The organism is Candidatus Dependentiae bacterium (assembly GCA_026389015.1).
GTDB lineage: Bacteria > Babelota > Babeliae > Babelales > Vermiphilaceae > JAPLIR01.
In genome coordinates this window covers 22,848-38,891 of the sequence record JAPLIR010000006.1, presented here as the reverse complement: position 1 = coordinate 38,891, position 16,044 = coordinate 22,848, and the positions used below count along the sequence as shown (strand labels likewise).

Genomic DNA, 16,044 nt, shown 5'->3' with positions numbered 1-16,044 from the left:
CAGTTTATGCTGCTATAGCAAGGTTTTAGTCTTACTTATTCATACGATTTTTAATCAATTCTTCAATAATACTAGGGTCTGCCAACGTAGATGTATCGCCTAGATTTTCATACTCATTGGCTGCAATTTTTCTCAAATATCGTCTCATTATTTTACCCGAACGAGTTTTAGGCAATCCAGGTGCCCATTGTATAATATCCGGCGAGGCAATAGGTCCGATTATTTTTCTGACCGTTGCAATTAACTCTTTGCGTAGTTCTTCAGATGGTTCAACGCTTGTCTTGAGGGTGACGTAGGCATAAATCCCTTGTCCTTTAATGATGTGGGGATATCCGACTACCGCTGCTTCTGCAACCTTGGTGTTGCTCACGAGTGCACTCTCAATTTCTGCGGTACCGAGCCTGTGTCCCGCCACATTAATAACGTCGTCTACGCGTCCGGTAATCCAATAATAGCCATCTTTATCGCGACGACAGCCATCACCGGTAAAGTATTTGTTAGGGTAGGTTGAAAAATAAGTTTGAACAAATCGCGCGTGGTCTTTATACATAGTGCGCATTTGTCCAGGCCAAGAACTTTCAATACACAAATTGCCCTCACAAGCACCAAATAAGACATTTCCTTGGAGATCCACAATTTCTGGTTTAACGCCAAAAAATGGCAAGCCTGCAGAACCGGGTTTTAAACTCATGGCGCCAGGCAGTGGCGTAATCATAATGCCACCTGTTTCAGTTTGCCACCACGTGTCGACAATAGGACATCGTCCTTGGCCAACAACCCGATGGTACCAAAGCCAGGCCTCGGGATTAATTGGTTCTCCAACAGTGCCTAATAAACGCAGCGACGCTCGAGAGGTTGATGTTACTGGCTCGTCACCTTCACGCATCAGCGCTCGAAGGGCCGTCGGAGCTGTGTAAAAAATAGTCACCTTATGTTTGTCGATTACCTGCCAAAAACGGGATGGCGTTGGATAGGTCGGGGTGCCTTCAAAAATGAGGGTTGTTGCACCATTGGTCAATGGTCCGTATACAATATAGCTATGTCCGGTAATCCAACCGACATCGGCGGTGCACCAATAAATATCACCATCGTGATAGTCAAAAACGAACTGGTGTGTTAATGAAGCATAGACTAAGTAGCCGCCCGTGGTATGCAAGACTCCTTTTGGTTTATTGGTCGATCCTGAGGTGTAGAGAATAAAGAGTGGATCTTCGGCGTCCATTTCCTCAGGTTGGCAGTGGGTTGATGCTTGCAAGGCAGCTTCGTGATAATCCACATCGCGTCCTTCGGTACACGGCAGTTCTTTGCCTGTATGTCGCACAACAAAAACTTTCTTGACGTTGGGGCATTGTCGTAGAGCTTCATCGCTATTGGCTTTGAGTGGGATCAATTTTCCGCCACGTACACCTTCATCCGCAGTAATGAGAAACTCACTATCGCAATCTAAAATTCGTTCGGCCAATGACTGAGCAGAAAATCCACCAAACACAACAGAATGAATGGCGCCAATTCTTGTGCATGCCAACATAGCATACACCGCTTGCGGAATCATAGGCATATAGATGGTGACGCGGTTGCCTTTTTTTACGCCATTTGATTTAAGAACATTGGCAAAACGACACACGTGGTCATACAGTTGTTGATAAGTGATTTCCTCATGCGGTGAGCTTTGATTATCTGATTCCCAAATAAGCGCTACTTGATTGGCGCGTGTGGGTAAATGGCGGTCGATGCAATTTGCACTGACGTTGAGCTTGCCGCCTTCAAACCATCGTATTTGAACATCATCTTTAAAAGAACTGTTTTTTACGGTGGTCCAGGGTTTCATCCAGGAGATACGAGTGGCTTGCTCGGCCCAAAACGTTTCTGGATTTTCGATCGACTGCTGGTACATTTCTCGATATAAATCTTGGTCGCACCATGATTTTTTTTTAAAGTTAGAGAGAACGGGAAATTGGTTAAGCATCGCATCAATCTCCTTATTTTTGGTTATATTTTTTGACTCATTTATTATGCGTAATTTATTTATGAGTGATTAACTATAGTATGAGTTTCTATATTGAGCAAAAAGATTATGTATCGACGCCATTATCTATATGCTGATTATTGCGTGTCATTTCTACATTCTATTTCTTAAGGAATTGTCCATTATTGCCACCAATGGTAATAATTTGTTTCATGTAAACTCCTGATTTGTTAGGATATACCATGGTCATAGCAAGCTATGGCGGAATATTCAATGTTTCTTTGGGGAATGAAAGGGCAATGCAATGCGCGTAACTCGTTTTTTGTGGCAATCAATTTATCCATTCAGATTCTATTTGATTGGGCCTATCTTAGTAATGACTTTATATGCGATTGATGGATCGCTCAGGCCTTATCTAATAAAGCTTATGACCAATATAACAGCTACGTCTTCAGGTGCTGCTGCCGTAGCGCAGTTATGGCCGATAGCTTTTTTCTTTATCGGGTTGCAATTTTTGGTTCCCATAGCGTGGAGATTTCATGATTGGTGTGCTTTGAAGTACGAGCCGGCTTTAAAAAATCATATTGCCAAATCAATGCTCGACCATATTACACAGTATGATTATCGTTTTTTTCAGAGTCATTTTGCGGGTGGTCTTGCTGCAAAAATTAGTGATTTAGCAAGCTATACACCAAAAATTATTTCAACAATTATCACGAGCTACTTTACCAATATGCTTGCCTTAATTGTTGCCATGTACATGTTATGGCAGGTGCATATTTGGTTTGCTATCGCTATTTTTGTTTGGTCAATTTTCATTGTGGGAATGTCGATTGGCACAATAAATCGATTTGGCTACTTGGCTAATAATAGTGCTGAAGCAGTAGTAAAAATTGTTGGGCATATTGTAGATGTGATTGGCAATATATTAACAGTAAAATTATTTGCGGCTAAAAAACGTGAATTAAAGGCTTTGGATGTTGTGCAAGGTGAGTATCTTGAAGCAGCAACGACGCGCCGATGGTTTTTGCTAAAATTTTATTCTGTCCAAGGGATTAGTTTTGCCTTATATCAAACGATTTGCTTGCTGCTTCTTATTCGTTTGTATGGTCAGGGAAGTGTAACGCCCGGTGACTTTGCTTTAATTTTGTCTATTAATATGTGGATTATTGATAGTTTGTGGCATATGTCAGAAAACGTACGCACGGTTAACGAACAATGGGGCGCAGTAGACCAGGCACTCAAAACTTTTTATGTACCGCTTGAAATTCAGGATAAACCCAATGCTACATCTTTAGGGGTGAGCAAAGGTGAAATTGTTTTTGATGCCGTGCAATTTCATTATAAAGATGCTGAAGTTTTGTTTCAGGATAAATCGATTACCATACGCCCGGGACAAAAAGTTGGTCTTGTGGGTTATTCTGGCAGCGGCAAATCAACATTCATTAATCTTATTTTGAGGTTGTTTGATGTGACTTCTGGTCGAATTCTTATCGATGGACAAGATATTAAAGATGTGACGCAAGAGTCTTTGCATTTGAATATTGGCATGATTCCGCAAGAGCCGGGTTTGTTCCACCGAACACTCATGGAAAACATTCGTTACGGAAAAGCCGATGCGACTGACGAGCAAGTAATCGAAGCTGCAAAAAAAGCTCATGTGCATGAATTTGCTATTCAGCAGCCATTAGGGTACAACGCACCAGTTGGTGAACGTGGTGCCAAAATTTCTGGTGGACAGCGCCAACGTATTGCTATTGCGCGAGCCATACTCAAAAATGCGCCAATCTTAATGTTGGATGAAGCAACATCCCAGCTTGATTCAATTACCGAACGCAAGATTCAGGAATCATTGTGGAATCTTATGCAAGGAAAAACTACTATTGTGGTTGCTCATCGTCTTTCAACGTTATTGCACATGGATCGTATTTTAGTATTCGATCAAGGGGCAATCGTTGGAGATGCCTCGCATAAAGAATTGCTTGCGCAGGGCGGAATGTACAAAAAATTGTGGGATGCGCAGTTAGATGGCTTTCTGCCTCAAGATTAAGAATGAAATAGTATCCAGGTCGATTTTTTTTGTTATACTGTTTCCTTTATTATTTATGGGACACTCTATTCAACAAAGGATCTGCTATGAAAAAATATGTTATTACATTCTTTTCTTTCTCATTAATGTTATTCGCTCTTGTGACATTTGCGGCGCCTCAAGATATTCATTGTTCATGCACCGTGAATCAAAAAGAGTTTGCTGAATTTATTTCGCAAGAAAAACTTGATGCAAGAGTTCAAGATCTTGGTCGCGCTATTAGAATTGACTATGCTGATAGAAGCCCCATTTTTATTGGTGTGTTGAATGGATCGTTTATGTTTTTTGCTGATCTTGTGCGTGCGGCTGGCGTTGATTGCGAAATCGATTTCATTCAAATTTCTAGTTATGGCGATCACACAAAATCATCGGGAACTGTGCGCATGTCAAAAGATGTGAGCCGCTCAATTGCAGTGCGCGATATTATTATTGTGGAAGATATTATTGACTCTGGTTTATCGATGGATTTTATCATTAAGCATATCACTGCTTTAAATCCAGCATCTATTAAAATTGCTACGTTACTCTATAAAAAAGATGCCATTAAAATTCATGTGCCGGTGGATTATATTGGCTTTGAAATTGCTTCTGACTTTGTGGTCGGCTACGGCTTAGACTATGCCCAAAAAGGCCGCCATCTTGGGGCTATTTATAAAGCGTTATAGAGTTATGAGGAAGGACCTCTTTGGTGGCGTTGGCGCAATATGTCTCGTGACGGTTGGTTCTAAAGCACCCAATGGCCAGAGGTTGCACTAAATCAATTTTTCTATTGAAGTGTGTGATTCGAATAGTTTATTGTATTGGAAAAGTTTAATAACCATACTATTAATGTGAGAACCAATGCTTAAACTAGATCAGTTGCGTAACTTTCTTTCCAAAACTGCTGTGGAAGATGTAATTATTTTTATAGTGGTTTTGATTATTCTTACACTCATTACAAGAGTAATTAGAGGTTTTTCTGCTTTATTAACAAGAAAATTTCCTACCAAAAGAATGGCTATTTTATTGTGGGTGCCATTTCTTAATTTTATGATTTATTGTCTGGGATTTTTCATAACGATTGTTATTGTGTTTGAACCAACCCAAGAAGTGTATTTAGGCTTTTTAATAAGCATGGGAGTTGCTATTGGCTTGGGTGCCAAGGAGCTCTTTCAATCTTTGATTGCTGGATTGGTTTTGCTCATAGATAAACCATTTCAAGTTGGAGATCGTATCGCCTTTCAAGATACGTATGGCGATATCATGAGTATAGGATTAGTATCAGTAAAATTGTTAACTCTCAATGAAGATGTTGTTACGATTCCTAATTATCGCTTTTTAAATGACGTTGTGAGTTCAAGCAGCGCAGGAGAGCTTGGGATGATGGCTACTGTTGATATTTATGTTCGTCCAGAATCAGACTTGTTTAAAGTGAAAGAAATACTTGAAAATATTGCCAGAGAAAGTGTTTATGTTAACACTGAACAAAAGATTTTTGTTGTAGCAAAAGAGGTTCTAGGTATTGCGGGTATTGTTTCTATTGCAATGAAAACAAAATGTATTATTAAAGATTCAAAAACTGAACGGATTTTCCAAACTAAGTTTCTTATCGATGTTAATCATGAGCTTAAGAAAGCAAATATTAAATAGATTGTGCAATTAAAATATTGCATATTGGGCTTATGTTAACTTTTCGATATCAATATCCAAAATTGGGCACTGTTGCCAATTGGCTTCATCAAAGTGCCACCATTCAAAGCGCATAGACAAAAAACCATGTTTAATCATGATGCCTTGAAGGAGCTGGCGGTTCTTAATGGCTTGCCTTGGTAGCTTCATATAATTCGTATGAGCTCTTTCACTAAAATCATCAAATCCAGTGGGCATAAGTAATTCTTTGCCTTTCTTGGTGACTAACGTAACATCAACGGCGCAACCTCTGTTGTGCCGAGATCCTTTGGCTGGATTTTCGACATAGCGACTATCATGTATTAAATTCCACATGATTCTTTGTGCCGAAAGTGGGCGATAGCCATCCCATATTTTTAGACCAAGTCCTTTTTTTTCAAGTTCTTTTTGAACGGCATCAAGTTTGTGTGCAACCGATGTGCGTAAAAAACAGCGAGCGCTGGTGTAAATTTTCTTCTTGGTAAAATTATTTTCGCTAGCATAGCGCATATCAAGCACAATATTTTTATTAATTGTAGAGATGTCCACCAGATCATGTGGATTGCGTGCTTGAATATTTGAACACAGTATTGCTAGGCCAATGATGCGATAATGTTTTATTGAGTTTTTCATCATGATAATTTTTTTAATGGCCAGCCAATGCAGTAGAGGATTCTTCCCAAACTATTGGTTGTTTTGCAATAGTGCTATCTTTCATGAGCGTGAGGCGTACATTAACATCAGCTCCAGGGTATTGTTTGTGGTTTGCACCGAATGCGCAAAATCCGGTCAGTAGAGTTTTTCTGCTTGCCGTTGGAGACATATTGGGACCACTGCCATGAAAAACACGGGGATGCATGAAGAGTAAATCTCCTGGATGAGCATCTATCCAAACGATATCCTCTTCTAATCCTTGATCTTCTGGATAATTATTCTTATCAATCCACAATCCACCATTTTCTTGTGTCATGTGATCAAGGGCGATAATGCAGATGGCATAGCTGCCATTACCTAAAATATCGGTCCAATGAGGATCAAATGTTTTGCGGAATTGAATGTCGCGATGCCTTGGAAAAGCAATACCATCACCTGGCATTTTAGGATGAAGTTGACAGATGATGTGTTCTAAATCTGTAGTATTTAATAATTCAAAATAGGTGCGAATCATTTTTTCAGACCGCATAGTGTCGAGTACTGCCGGCTGCATGCCGCCTACGCCATTTATGCGAGCAATTGATAGTGATTCAGGGGACTTTCGTTTAAAGATAATGCGTGATCCATCAATGTGAACTGTTTGTTCACGTTCGGACAAAGATTGATCGTTAGATTGTTGGATTTCCTTGATGGTCCGCTCAATGGTTGCTTCAACATGATGTCGTAATTGATCAACTTCCTCTTTGGTGAAACATTGCCTTTTTACAATGTACCCTTGTAGGTGAAAAAGATTAATTTCTTGATTGGTTAAAAAGCCTTGTGTTTCTCCAGCTTCTAGCGCTGAAACAGAAACAAGAAAAAACATCAGAATTGTTGAAGGAATTGTTTTTAGTTTCATTGTCTATCTCCTTAGATATGATTGTATCTTATTTCTTGAAGATAGAATATCTAAGGATAAATTTCTAGAGTTGTGTAAAAGCGAAGATTTATAGGAGACGTTTTTTTAAAAATTCTTTGCCGGATCCGCTTTTTAGATAAATTTCAAAATTGATAGCTTTCATCTTCTCTTTAAAAGCAAAAAATGAGATAAATTCCCATGGTGTATATTTTGAAGTATGAGGAACTTGAGAATTATTATGCATCAATAATCTGTTGCTAAGATTAGATGTATAGCCAATATATATCTGTTCAGGGCAGGCAAGAGAGCGGAGTACATAAACATAAAACATAGATTATTTAGCAGTTTGGTAGTTCTTTGATTGTGCGTATTTCGAATAAGCCCAGCCTACGTTAAAACTTCGGCGGGCAACCTTCGCTTTTGCGATAGATATTAATCTAGTAAAGAAACCTTAAGTACTGGCCGCGCCAACCGGAGCTTTGTAAAAGCGTAGGTTGGTGCGCCTAAAAGGAGTTGAACCTTTAACCTTCAGATCCGTAGTCTGACGCTCTATCCAGTTGAGCTATAGGCGCAAATTTCTATTTTTGATTTGCTAAGTAATATGTCAAGTTAGAATGGGCTAAGATATTTTTTAAAATATGACTTCATCATTTGAAATGAATGGCCTGCCATACGAAGCTCCTTAAAGAGCGAAGTATGGAGAGAGAGGGATTTGAACCCTCGCGTCCGGAATTACCCAGACTCTTGCTTAGCAGGCAAGCGCTATAGACCACTCAGCCATCTCTCCAAAAAACTGTATTTCAAACACCTTAGTTACTCAAAAGGATAAAATATTTGATATTTTATGCAAGTAATGCAGTATAATTTTTTATTATTGTTGCATGCGAGGGGGCTATTTTACAATGATTCTTTGGTATCAATAGCATCATTGGATCATTGTTGTGGTGATAAAATATGGAAAATTATGTCATTGATTATAGAAATTAAGGTTATGCCCAGTTCTGGTCGATTATCATGGGTTTTAGACAAAACAGGCCGTTTGAAGTGTTTTCTTAAAAGTCCTGCCGAGCAAGGAAAAGCTAATAAAGAGCTGGTAAAGTTTACTGCCAAGACGCTTGGCATTGCCCAAGATCGGGTAACAATTATGAGCGGCGAGATTAGTCGGAACAAACGTCTTAAGATTGATCTTGATGTTACCCTCGACCAACTGATAGGGTTGTTGGGAATTGAGCGACAAAAGAGTATGTTTGATGAGTAAGCAATTAACCCCCCACACGGCCTTTAAGTCGTGGTTTTCTGGGGATAAAAAAAGGAGCTGAAGTATGCCTTATTTTACCTGGCAGGGTATCGATATTATTGGTCAGATACACAAAGGCAAACTTTTTGCTCGATCAAAGGAAGAATTGGACACCCTGCTGTTTAAGCAGGAGATTGCTTTGCTTTCCTGCTCGCCTGTCAAACAATGGTCTTTATTTTCACGTTCGGTTAAGGTTTCTCTTAAAATTCAGCTTTTCAAGCAACTTTCAGAATTATTAAGCGCTGGGGTATTATTGCCCGATGCCTTGCTCATTATATCATCACAAACTGAGCATGCGCGCTTTCAGGAAGTTATTGATAGCATTACGCAAAAGGTGCATGAGGGTAGTTCGTTGAGTCAGTCTTTGAGTTGTTATCCACGGGTGTTTGACCAAGTCATGGTGCAAATGGTCCACGTTGGAGAGGAGTCAGGCCGTTTGGTGGCTGCGCTCACCATGTTGAGCGACTATTTGCAGATGGGGCATGATTTTAGAAGGCGTTTGAGATCTGCAGCTATGGTTCCTATGTTTACTTTCAGCTTTTTTTGTTTTGTGGCGTTGTTGATTATTATGGTAATCATGCCGCGGTTTATTGGCATGTTTCAATCGGTCAAGCAAGAATTACCCTATGTGACACAGGTGATGATTAGTATGAGCTCGTTTTTGCGCAGTCGATATATGATGCTTTTGGTAGGCGCTGGATTTTTGGTTGGCTTTGTCATGCGTTTATACGCTCAAACGGCACGAGGCTCTTGGCAGTGGGATCGTTTTTTATTAACCGTGCCATGGGTAGGTTTTTTGATTAAGCAGAGCTCGTTGGCCTATTTTTTGCATGCGTTGGCAATGCTATTGAATGGTGGCATGCAGTTGGTGCCCGCCTTGGCGCTTGCACAACAAACAATAAGTAATAAGGTTATCCATTATTATATCGGCATTATTGAACGCGAAGTTGAAGCTGGTAGTTCGTTAAGCCAAGCAATGTTGCATGATCCGGCACAATTATTTGGACCGGATAGCATAGCGATTGTTCGTGTTGGCGAAGAATCGGGTCGTTTGAGCACGTTGCTCTCTCGCGCTGCGGTTGCGTATCAAGATCGCGTTAAACGTTCATTGAAGATTATTACGGCTATGATTAACCCATTATTAATGATTGTTCTTGGGTTGCTCATTACCTTTTTGATATTTTCTGTGTACTTGCCGGTGTTTCATCTATCGGATATTTTATAATTTATTGATATTTTCTGTAATTCTAGTACCTTATTATCAGCAAATTGATATGCCGGAGTGGCGAAATTGGTAGACGCACGGGATTCAAAATCCCGCGGTGTTCGCACTGTGTCGGTTCGAGTCCGACCTCCGGCACCAGTCTTCGCTAGGTTCTTCTCGCTTCCCTCGTAGAGCTAGCTACTTCTGGCTCCGCCAGTTTTTTGAAGGAAGAAGTTCATTAAAAAAGGCGACTGCGTCCGACGAAGCCAAAGGCGAAGACGGAAGACTGCCCGAAATAGCCGTAGGCGACGACGGGCTTATTTTTTTGATATTAGCTTTATTCATTTATCAAGGCCAACCAAACCTGAAGCGAGATTTAAAAAAAGGATCTATCTCAATGTTTGATGCTCAATGTCTTTTTTGTAAAATCATAGCCAAACTAATCCCAGCAAAAATCATTCTAGAAAATAATGATGTCATGGTCATTCAGGATATAGCTCCAAAGGCACCAGTTCATTATCTTATCCTCCCCAAAATTCATGTTAAAGATGTTAAATCCCTTGATGAAAATAATAGTGCCGTTGTTGTGCCTATGATGCTCATGGCACAAGAACTTTCGAGTCATTTGTCAGGTTCTGGCGCTTTCCGTTTAATTATTAATAATGGCGCCGATGCAGGACAAAGTGTGTTCCATATGCATTTTCATTTTTTATCCGGCAAAAAAATGCTTGATTTCTAGAACTAAACACCATCACCTTTTTATTGATCTTGTTCCTCGATTTGTATTATTCTACTCTTGGTAGTTGAGTACGTATTTATTGTATGTTGTCCCTATTTCTTTAGTGGCTCGCATACAATTTTTTTTTAGAAAAAAGGGGAATACATGAACATGAAGCATGGTATAGTTATTACTGTTGTACTAGCATTGTTTAATGGTTGCAACGGCATGGATAAAGGCAGTGAAGAAAGCAACTTAGCGGCTAATATTAAAACCGAGATTGAAAAAGTTACTATGTACACGGCTCATGCGCACTCTATTGCACGTGAAATTTCAAAAAATTTAAATGATTTTTTAGCATTGGACAGTAATTCTGAAGAAGTTTTTAAAGAAAAAGTTGGTTCACTTACAGATGCTGCTAAAGCGGTACGGGACGCTCGAGCGTTGACTCGAGCGATTTCTGACGCAGCTGAGGATTATTCAAACAAATTTGCAGGGCAAACAAGTCAAGACTTGAGCGAACTTATTCAAAAAATTGGACAAGAGGTCGATACAGCAGGTGACGTGGTTGATACTCTCCAGCAGGAAATAGATACGATTGCCGATGTGGTATCGCTTCCTGATCTTACTGAAAAAAATTAAGATATCTTTGTTTTGTGGGGGCTTCAACCTTTATGTGTAGCCCCTGTATACTTTGGGTTAGGTTGTGTGGACAAAGATTCTGATTGTAGTGATCTCATTCTACAGTAGCTCAATAGTCGTGACATCATGTGGTGGCCAGGAGGCCTCATCGGCCTATCTATTTTGGTAAAGATCTCTTTATTCATTCTAAATGTATTATTTGGCGTGTTGGCTGTTAAGGGTGCTTTGTTTGCCAGGCATTATCTGAAACCTGTCATAATCTCTTTTTATATAGTAATTACAATAGAAATTATGCATCGTTTTTAATTGACATAATCAGCGTATTGGATATATTAGAAGATATTTATTAATTTTTGTAATCGAGGTTATGAGGTTACTTTTTCTTTACATTTTTGAGGTTATTTCTATGAGGCGTTTATTCAACATATTTTTTGTATTGTTCTGTTTTGCCACCGTTTCTTTATTTGGCGATGTCTATAGAGTACAGGCCAGAAGTTCTTGGGGTAGCACCCTCTATTTCGATTTTGATTCATACGATATACGTAATAATTCTGGTTACAAAAAATATTTTATTAAGCATGCCGTTAAGTATATTAACGATGAAAATCTTAATTCAGATGGCTTGCGCACCTTAGTTGGGCATTATTCTGAGGCTCTATCTCCTATCGTGCAGGGCGTGGTTGACCACATCACCACTGCTACTATTTCTGAAAACGTAATTAATAACGTATACGATTGTTTACATTGCTCGTTGACTGACGAACATCGAAAAGCAATTAAAGAAGCAGCAAAAAAGAGATGGACGCCATTAGTTACGGATGTTGCACAAGTACTAACGACCGATACCGATTTTCCTAAAATTGATTGTTTGCTTGAGTATGATTTGAACAATCATCAAAATACCCAGACTGAGCATCACTTTTGTCATAATATGGCACGCATTTTCACCTTGATCCGCAAATATAGTGAAAAACATATGGATCCATATGTTAAATTTATGCTTGGTAATGCGTTTAAAAAAGAGATTGAAGAGTGCCATAAGGGTAATTATGTTTTTTGGCATGGCAGACAATGGTCGTGGGACTTCAAGTCAGATATGTATAAAAGGCTCTATAATCTGACGGTTACTGGCAATAAACGTATTGGCAGAGATTATGTTCCTTTGCGCTTTGGTGACAGTGAAGGTGATGGTTTTTGCTTGAATTATGCCTTGTTTGGTAATGCTAACGACGAAACATCGGGAACGTTGTCATATGTACTGCGCAACCATGATTATAGTTGGGGAAAAGCAAACTACTATACCCCTGAATGGATGTTCGCTCGGTTAAATATTGCGCAAAGACTTTATGCAAAATATGCTGCTGAATTTGAGCGTTTAGAACAATTACATAAAGAAGCCAACAGTAATGGTTATGGAAGCCTCTTGCTTATTTCTGTGTCTAAAGATGATATTCATCATATTTATCCGGCATGGCGTGGCAGTATGGGGCGTAGTAAAAAAGATATAAGAGTTGATGGATTTTATACCTATGATGTTCCAGCTATTGTTAATGCATTGCGTACCAAACCTACATCGATTCAAGATAATGAGTCTGATTTGATAGAGTTTGGCATGTGCTTGACCAATGATTATGCACTTGATCATCAAAAGGGACCGCGCATATTTAGTTTTAATGCGGCCGATCAAAATAAAATGAACCAATATTGCCAAGCGTGTGATGCTTTATTTGCTCGTATTGCTCGCGATATAAGAATGGGAAGATAAGTTTATTAGTGAGGTTATAAAAAATTCTATAATGAGAGGTTATAGATTTTATTGGTGAGGTTAAAATCGAGGTTATTTTTACTCATGTGAGTGGAGGTTTTATTATGTGTTCTATTACTCAATCTTTGTCATGTTTGTGGTCAAAAATTAGACAAAAAATGAGCACCATGCGTAATGCGTTGGTAGTCGGGATTATTCTCGCTACTGTTCTGCGGGGTACTCTTAATGCCGATCTTTCTCGTCAAACGGTAGAAAGAATTCTGTCATGCCTCCATGATCAGTCTCGTACCACAACACAAACTATCTCCCATTATCGCGATAATATTGAAAAAGTTATTGCTATGTTGCAGGAGCATGATAAAGCTCAATTGCCAGAAATCAAGACATTGTTGGTAGATTTACATAACAAGGAAGTTGAAGAAACGGCTCAAGGCAATTACGTTTTCTATCATGGTAGAAAGTGGGCCTGGGATTTCTTGGCTGATATGTATAAACACCTACATAATCTTTGTGCGCAAGCAAATAATAACATGAGAGATTATGTACCATTACGTTTTGATGGAACTCAGGGTGGAGCGTTCTGTATGAATTATGCCATATTTGGTAATTCAACTAAATATTCTGATGGCTACGGTTCTTCAAGTATTTCTTATTTATTGAGAAATCACGATTACAGCTACGGGGCTTATGATCAATTTACCATGCAATCAATGTTTGCACGGTTTAATCTTCAGAGTTTATACTTACGCTATAGCCAAGAGCTTGAAGCGCTTAAACAGCTTCATGCATCAATAAATCCCCATGAGTTTGGTAGCTTATTAATGCTTGTGGTAGCAGAGAAAGATTTAGGTCATATATATCCTGCGCAACGCATGACAAAAGGCATGCAAGCCTTGCCGGTTCAGATTAATGGTTCTGCGGTTACTGATATGAAAAAGATTGTAACAACCTTGAAAAATAATCCGGCATTACTCGATGAAGGTAAAGCGGACAATATTCAAGTTGCTATGCATGTAACTTATGACTATCTACTTGATATAAAAAATGGTCCTCGTATGTATGCGTTTAATGCCATAGTTCCTGAGCAGTGGCAACGTTATACAAAGACTCGCGATAGATTGTTTGCCAGAATTCGTGCCGACTTAGCTCGAGCGTAAGGGTGAGGCGCATGATGTATAACAAAGTTAATCATATGATTTTAAAGACACTATTGCTTGTTTCATGTGCTAGCGGTTTGTATGCCATGCATCCGGCATCCATGTGGCAGAAGTTGGCCCAAGGTCAATCGATGTCTCGCTATGAGTTGATCGAAAGCTTCATTAACGATTGTCGTATGTATGCCAACGAAAATAAGGCCATCCCGCGTCACGAAACGAATAATAAAACGGTACGTGTGGCAACCTATAACGTGCATGCATGGAAAGATTCTCATAACAACAAGAATTTTGATGGTATGATGCGGGTTATTCAGGATATTAATGCTGATATTCTTGTGCTACAAGAAGTGTCTGTTTTTAATCAGTCCATCATGCAAAAAGCCTTTGAAAATCTGGGTTATATCTGTAATGAATCATTGTTTGCTCAAGCAGCGAATCACTATGGGTGTCCTTTTGGTAATATGATTGTTTCAAAATATCCCTTAGTGCAAGAGCCGGTCAAAAAAACCTTTGAGGCAGACAAAAAACTTATTGGTGAGCGCCGTTGCTATGTTAAGACCGAAATCGATCTTCCGCACCAAAAAAAGGTGACCATCTATGGCACTCATCTTGATGTGTATGATGAAACTGAAAAGTTACGAACCAAAGAAATTCAAGAGCTTGTCGACACCATTGCTCAACAAAGCGGGCCGTGCATTATTGCTGCTGATTGTAATGCGGTACGCGCGTGCGACTATCAGTATACGGTTGGGAATAACAAATGTGTCTGGGATTTACTCAACGATATGAATAAAAAAAGACTGAGAATTGATACTCCGGTTCAGGCATTAAAGGCCCTGGAAAGCAACTATTTTAAGGATTGCTTTACCAAAAACAATCAACAAGGTCCAAAATGTACCGTATGGAGCGGTACGGTAGTAGACTTTATGTGGCTTAATAAGCAATGGAACTTGCCAATTGCTGGGTGCTACACCTATTACAGTGCAGCAAGTGACCATATGCCAGTCATTATGGATTTCAACATTGTCTGATTTCAACGAGCATTTCCTTCTTTCTATTTTTTTGTACTAAATAAATCTCTATTCGGCCAATGTTTTTTGACAAAAATCAAAAAAATATTACAATATGTAATTTGATTTGATAGAGTGAAAGGGAATGGTTAGTTAAAAAAAAGGGGAAGGTTATGAAGAAATTACTAATGTCAGGATTTTTGTTTTGTTGTTTATTCGTGCATAGTCAATATAGCGCAATGCAGGTGTGGGATTTTTTAAAGACCAAAGCGCAAGCTCAACAAGCAGTAGAGCCTGTTAAAAAAACAGTACAGGCTGTCGTAAAAAAACAAACCGTTAATACTGCTATAGATGTGGGTACTGCAATGACTCATCGGCATGGTGGCATGAAAAGCGATTTTCATGCAGCGCTTGACCAGTTAAAAGCAAGCAAAGATTTTAGCGAAATTATGATACAGCGTATTGTTGAGCTGCTCGATGCAGAACTTATGTTGGTGCATTGCCTTTTGAATGGACATATGGGTGAGATGGTTGATGATGCCTTGGTAGCAAGAAATGATATGTTAAGCAGAAGTACTCCATCAATGATGTATATGTACGATAAAATTCTTAATTTAGTGACCTACAATGAACAGGTAAATGGAGAGTTGTACAGAAATCGTACCAGAAACAATAGAGTACACGCACATTCGTTAAACTGGCGCGATAAAAGAGAATTCTTGATGACCATGTACGAGAAATTGGAACATTATAGTGGCATGATGCGTGCAATGCAGTGTGATATTTCAATTGGCGATGCGGCACCAATCAAAAAGCGTTTTGGTCATCATGCTCGCCATGATCGATCTGTAAGTTTTTCTCCTTTAATCAGATAAAAACGATAATGATATGCTTTTAACGGGCCACCAGAATTTGGTGGCCTTTTTTGTTGCAATCAAAAAAATTGTTTGTTATGGTCTCTTTTTAGAAGCACTACTTGAGTGTATAAAAAAAGAGA

At 39.2% G+C, this 16,044-nt stretch carries 15 protein-coding genes and 3 tRNA genes; 12 read left to right on the top strand and 6 right to left on the bottom strand.

Annotated elements, in window-relative coordinates; translation table 11 throughout:
- Window positions 1-31: 31 nt before the first annotated feature.
- Window positions 32-1,966, bottom strand: a complete 1,935-nt coding sequence (acs, locus tag NTX86_00290) for an acetate--CoA ligase (protein ID MCX5921758.1) — start codon at window positions 1,964-1,966, stop codon at window positions 32-34.
- A 304-nt stretch (window positions 1,967-2,270) separates the two neighbouring features.
- Here acs and NTX86_00285 point away from each other — a divergent pair, with 304 nt between their 5' ends.
- The 3 genes from NTX86_00285 to NTX86_00275 all read left to right on the top strand — a co-directional run bounded on the left by NTX86_00285 (window position 2,271) and on the right by NTX86_00275 (window position 5,684).
- On the top strand, window positions 2,271-4,016 hold the full coding sequence (locus NTX86_00285; GenBank protein MCX5921757.1) for an ABC transporter ATP-binding protein: 1,746 nt from the start codon (window positions 2,271-2,273) through the stop codon (window positions 4,014-4,016).
- 86 nt (window positions 4,017-4,102) lie between these two features.
- Window positions 4,103-4,720 (top strand): hypoxanthine phosphoribosyltransferase, encoded by a 618-nt coding sequence (gene hpt / locus NTX86_00280; protein ID MCX5921756.1) that lies wholly within the window; start codon window positions 4,103-4,105, stop codon window positions 4,718-4,720.
- Between the two features lie 175 nt (window positions 4,721-4,895).
- Complete coding sequence (locus tag NTX86_00275; protein MCX5921755.1) at window positions 4,896-5,684, top strand: mechanosensitive ion channel; 789 nt, start codon at window positions 4,896-4,898, stop codon at window positions 5,682-5,684.
- Window positions 5,685-5,714: 30 nt separating this feature from the next.
- Here the strand turns inward: NTX86_00275 and ddpX are convergent, their stop codons facing one another.
- The 5 genes from ddpX to NTX86_00250 all read right to left on the bottom strand — a co-directional run bounded on the left by ddpX (window position 5,715) and on the right by NTX86_00250 (window position 8,041).
- Window positions 5,715-6,338 (bottom strand): D-alanyl-D-alanine dipeptidase, encoded by a 624-nt coding sequence (gene ddpX / locus NTX86_00270; protein MCX5921754.1) that lies wholly within the window; start codon window positions 6,336-6,338, stop codon window positions 5,715-5,717.
- A gap of 10 nt (window positions 6,339-6,348) precedes the next feature.
- Window positions 6,349-7,254 carry a phytanoyl-CoA dioxygenase family protein gene (locus NTX86_00265; GenBank protein ID MCX5921753.1) on the bottom strand — a complete coding sequence of 302 codons (906 nt, stop codon included), beginning with the start codon at window positions 7,252-7,254 and terminating at the stop codon, window positions 6,349-6,351.
- Between the two features lie 88 nt (window positions 7,255-7,342).
- Entirely contained in the window at window positions 7,343-7,585 is a 243-nt protein-coding gene (locus NTX86_00260; GenBank protein ID MCX5921752.1) for a GIY-YIG nuclease family protein, read from the bottom strand.
- Between the two features lie 164 nt (window positions 7,586-7,749).
- Window positions 7,750-7,826 (bottom strand) — tRNA-Arg (locus tag NTX86_00255).
- A 125-nt stretch (window positions 7,827-7,951) separates the two neighbouring features.
- Window positions 7,952-8,041, bottom strand: a tRNA-Ser gene (locus NTX86_00250).
- A 177-nt stretch (window positions 8,042-8,218) separates the two neighbouring features.
- On the opposite strand from NTX86_00250, the gene NTX86_00245 reads away from it, so the two are divergent.
- From NTX86_00245 to NTX86_00205, 9 genes are all read left to right on the top strand, one after another.
- The gene (locus NTX86_00245; protein ID MCX5921751.1) at window positions 8,219-8,512 is read left to right on the top strand and encodes a DUF167 domain-containing protein; all 294 of its coding nucleotides are present in this window, start codon (window positions 8,219-8,221) and stop codon (window positions 8,510-8,512) included.
- A gap of 64 nt (window positions 8,513-8,576) precedes the next feature.
- Window positions 8,577-9,776 (top strand): type II secretion system F family protein, encoded by a 1,200-nt coding sequence (locus tag NTX86_00240; GenBank protein MCX5921750.1) that lies wholly within the window; start codon window positions 8,577-8,579, stop codon window positions 9,774-9,776.
- Between the two features lie 51 nt (window positions 9,777-9,827).
- Window positions 9,828-9,914, top strand: a tRNA-Leu gene (locus NTX86_00235).
- Window positions 9,874-10,494 (top strand): HIT domain-containing protein, encoded by a 621-nt coding sequence (locus tag NTX86_00230; protein MCX5921749.1) that lies wholly within the window; start codon window positions 9,874-9,876, stop codon window positions 10,492-10,494. The genes NTX86_00235 and NTX86_00230 overlap by 41 nt, the downstream gene beginning before the upstream one ends.
- A 150-nt stretch (window positions 10,495-10,644) precedes the next feature.
- Window positions 10,645-11,115, top strand: a complete 471-nt coding sequence (locus NTX86_00225; protein MCX5921748.1) for a hypothetical protein — start codon at window positions 10,645-10,647, stop codon at window positions 11,113-11,115.
- Between the two features lie 406 nt (window positions 11,116-11,521).
- Window positions 11,522-12,880 carry a hypothetical protein gene (locus tag NTX86_00220; protein ID MCX5921747.1) on the top strand — a complete coding sequence of 453 codons (1,359 nt, stop codon included), beginning with the start codon at window positions 11,522-11,524 and terminating at the stop codon, window positions 12,878-12,880.
- 104 nt (window positions 12,881-12,984) lie between these two features.
- Window positions 12,985-14,037, top strand: coding sequence for a hypothetical protein (locus NTX86_00215; GenBank protein MCX5921746.1), 1,053 nt, complete (start codon window positions 12,985-12,987; stop codon window positions 14,035-14,037).
- A gap of 11 nt (window positions 14,038-14,048) precedes the next feature.
- A complete protein-coding gene (locus NTX86_00210; GenBank protein MCX5921745.1) occupies window positions 14,049-15,068 on the top strand; it encodes an endonuclease/exonuclease/phosphatase family protein in 1,020 nt (339 codons plus the stop codon).
- A gap of 152 nt (window positions 15,069-15,220) precedes the next feature.
- Window positions 15,221-15,922 carry a hypothetical protein gene (locus NTX86_00205; protein ID MCX5921744.1) on the top strand — a complete coding sequence of 234 codons (702 nt, stop codon included), beginning with the start codon at window positions 15,221-15,223 and terminating at the stop codon, window positions 15,920-15,922.
- Window positions 15,923-16,044 lie beyond the last annotated feature (122 nt).

Excerpts from the sequence above, each read along its gene's own strand:
- NTX86_00275 (MCX5921755.1), top strand. The coding sequence starts at position 4,896 with ATGCTTAAACTAGATCAGTTGCGTAACTTTCTTTCCAAAACTGCTGTG.
- acs (MCX5921758.1), bottom strand. The coding sequence starts at position 1,966 with ATGCTTAACCAATTTCCCGTTCTCTCTAACTTTAAAAAAAAATCATGG.
- NTX86_00220 (MCX5921747.1), top strand. The coding sequence starts at position 11,522 with ATGAGGCGTTTATTCAACATATTTTTTGTATTGTTCTGTTTTGCCACC.
- NTX86_00240 (MCX5921750.1), top strand. The coding sequence starts at position 8,577 with ATGCCTTATTTTACCTGGCAGGGTATCGATATTATTGGTCAGATACAC.
- NTX86_00265 (MCX5921753.1), bottom strand. The coding sequence starts at position 7,254 with ATGAAACTAAAAACAATTCCTTCAACAATTCTGATGTTTTTTCTTGTT.
- NTX86_00225 (MCX5921748.1), top strand. The coding sequence starts at position 10,645 with ATGAAGCATGGTATAGTTATTACTGTTGTACTAGCATTGTTTAATGGT.
- NTX86_00260 (MCX5921752.1), bottom strand. The coding sequence starts at position 7,585 with ATGTTTTATGTTTATGTACTCCGCTCTCTTGCCTGCCCTGAACAGATA.
- NTX86_00205 (MCX5921744.1), top strand. The coding sequence starts at position 15,221 with ATGAAGAAATTACTAATGTCAGGATTTTTGTTTTGTTGTTTATTCGTG.
- ddpX (MCX5921754.1), bottom strand. The coding sequence starts at position 6,338 with ATGATGAAAAACTCAATAAAACATTATCGCATCATTGGCCTAGCAATA.
- NTX86_00210 (MCX5921745.1), top strand. The coding sequence starts at position 14,049 with ATGATGTATAACAAAGTTAATCATATGATTTTAAAGACACTATTGCTT.
- NTX86_00285 (MCX5921757.1), top strand. The coding sequence starts at position 2,271 with ATGCGCGTAACTCGTTTTTTGTGGCAATCAATTTATCCATTCAGATTC.
- NTX86_00215 (MCX5921746.1), top strand. The coding sequence starts at position 12,985 with ATGTGTTCTATTACTCAATCTTTGTCATGTTTGTGGTCAAAAATTAGA.
- NTX86_00245 (MCX5921751.1), top strand. The coding sequence starts at position 8,219 with ATGTCATTGATTATAGAAATTAAGGTTATGCCCAGTTCTGGTCGATTA.
- hpt (MCX5921756.1), top strand. The coding sequence starts at position 4,103 with ATGAAAAAATATGTTATTACATTCTTTTCTTTCTCATTAATGTTATTC.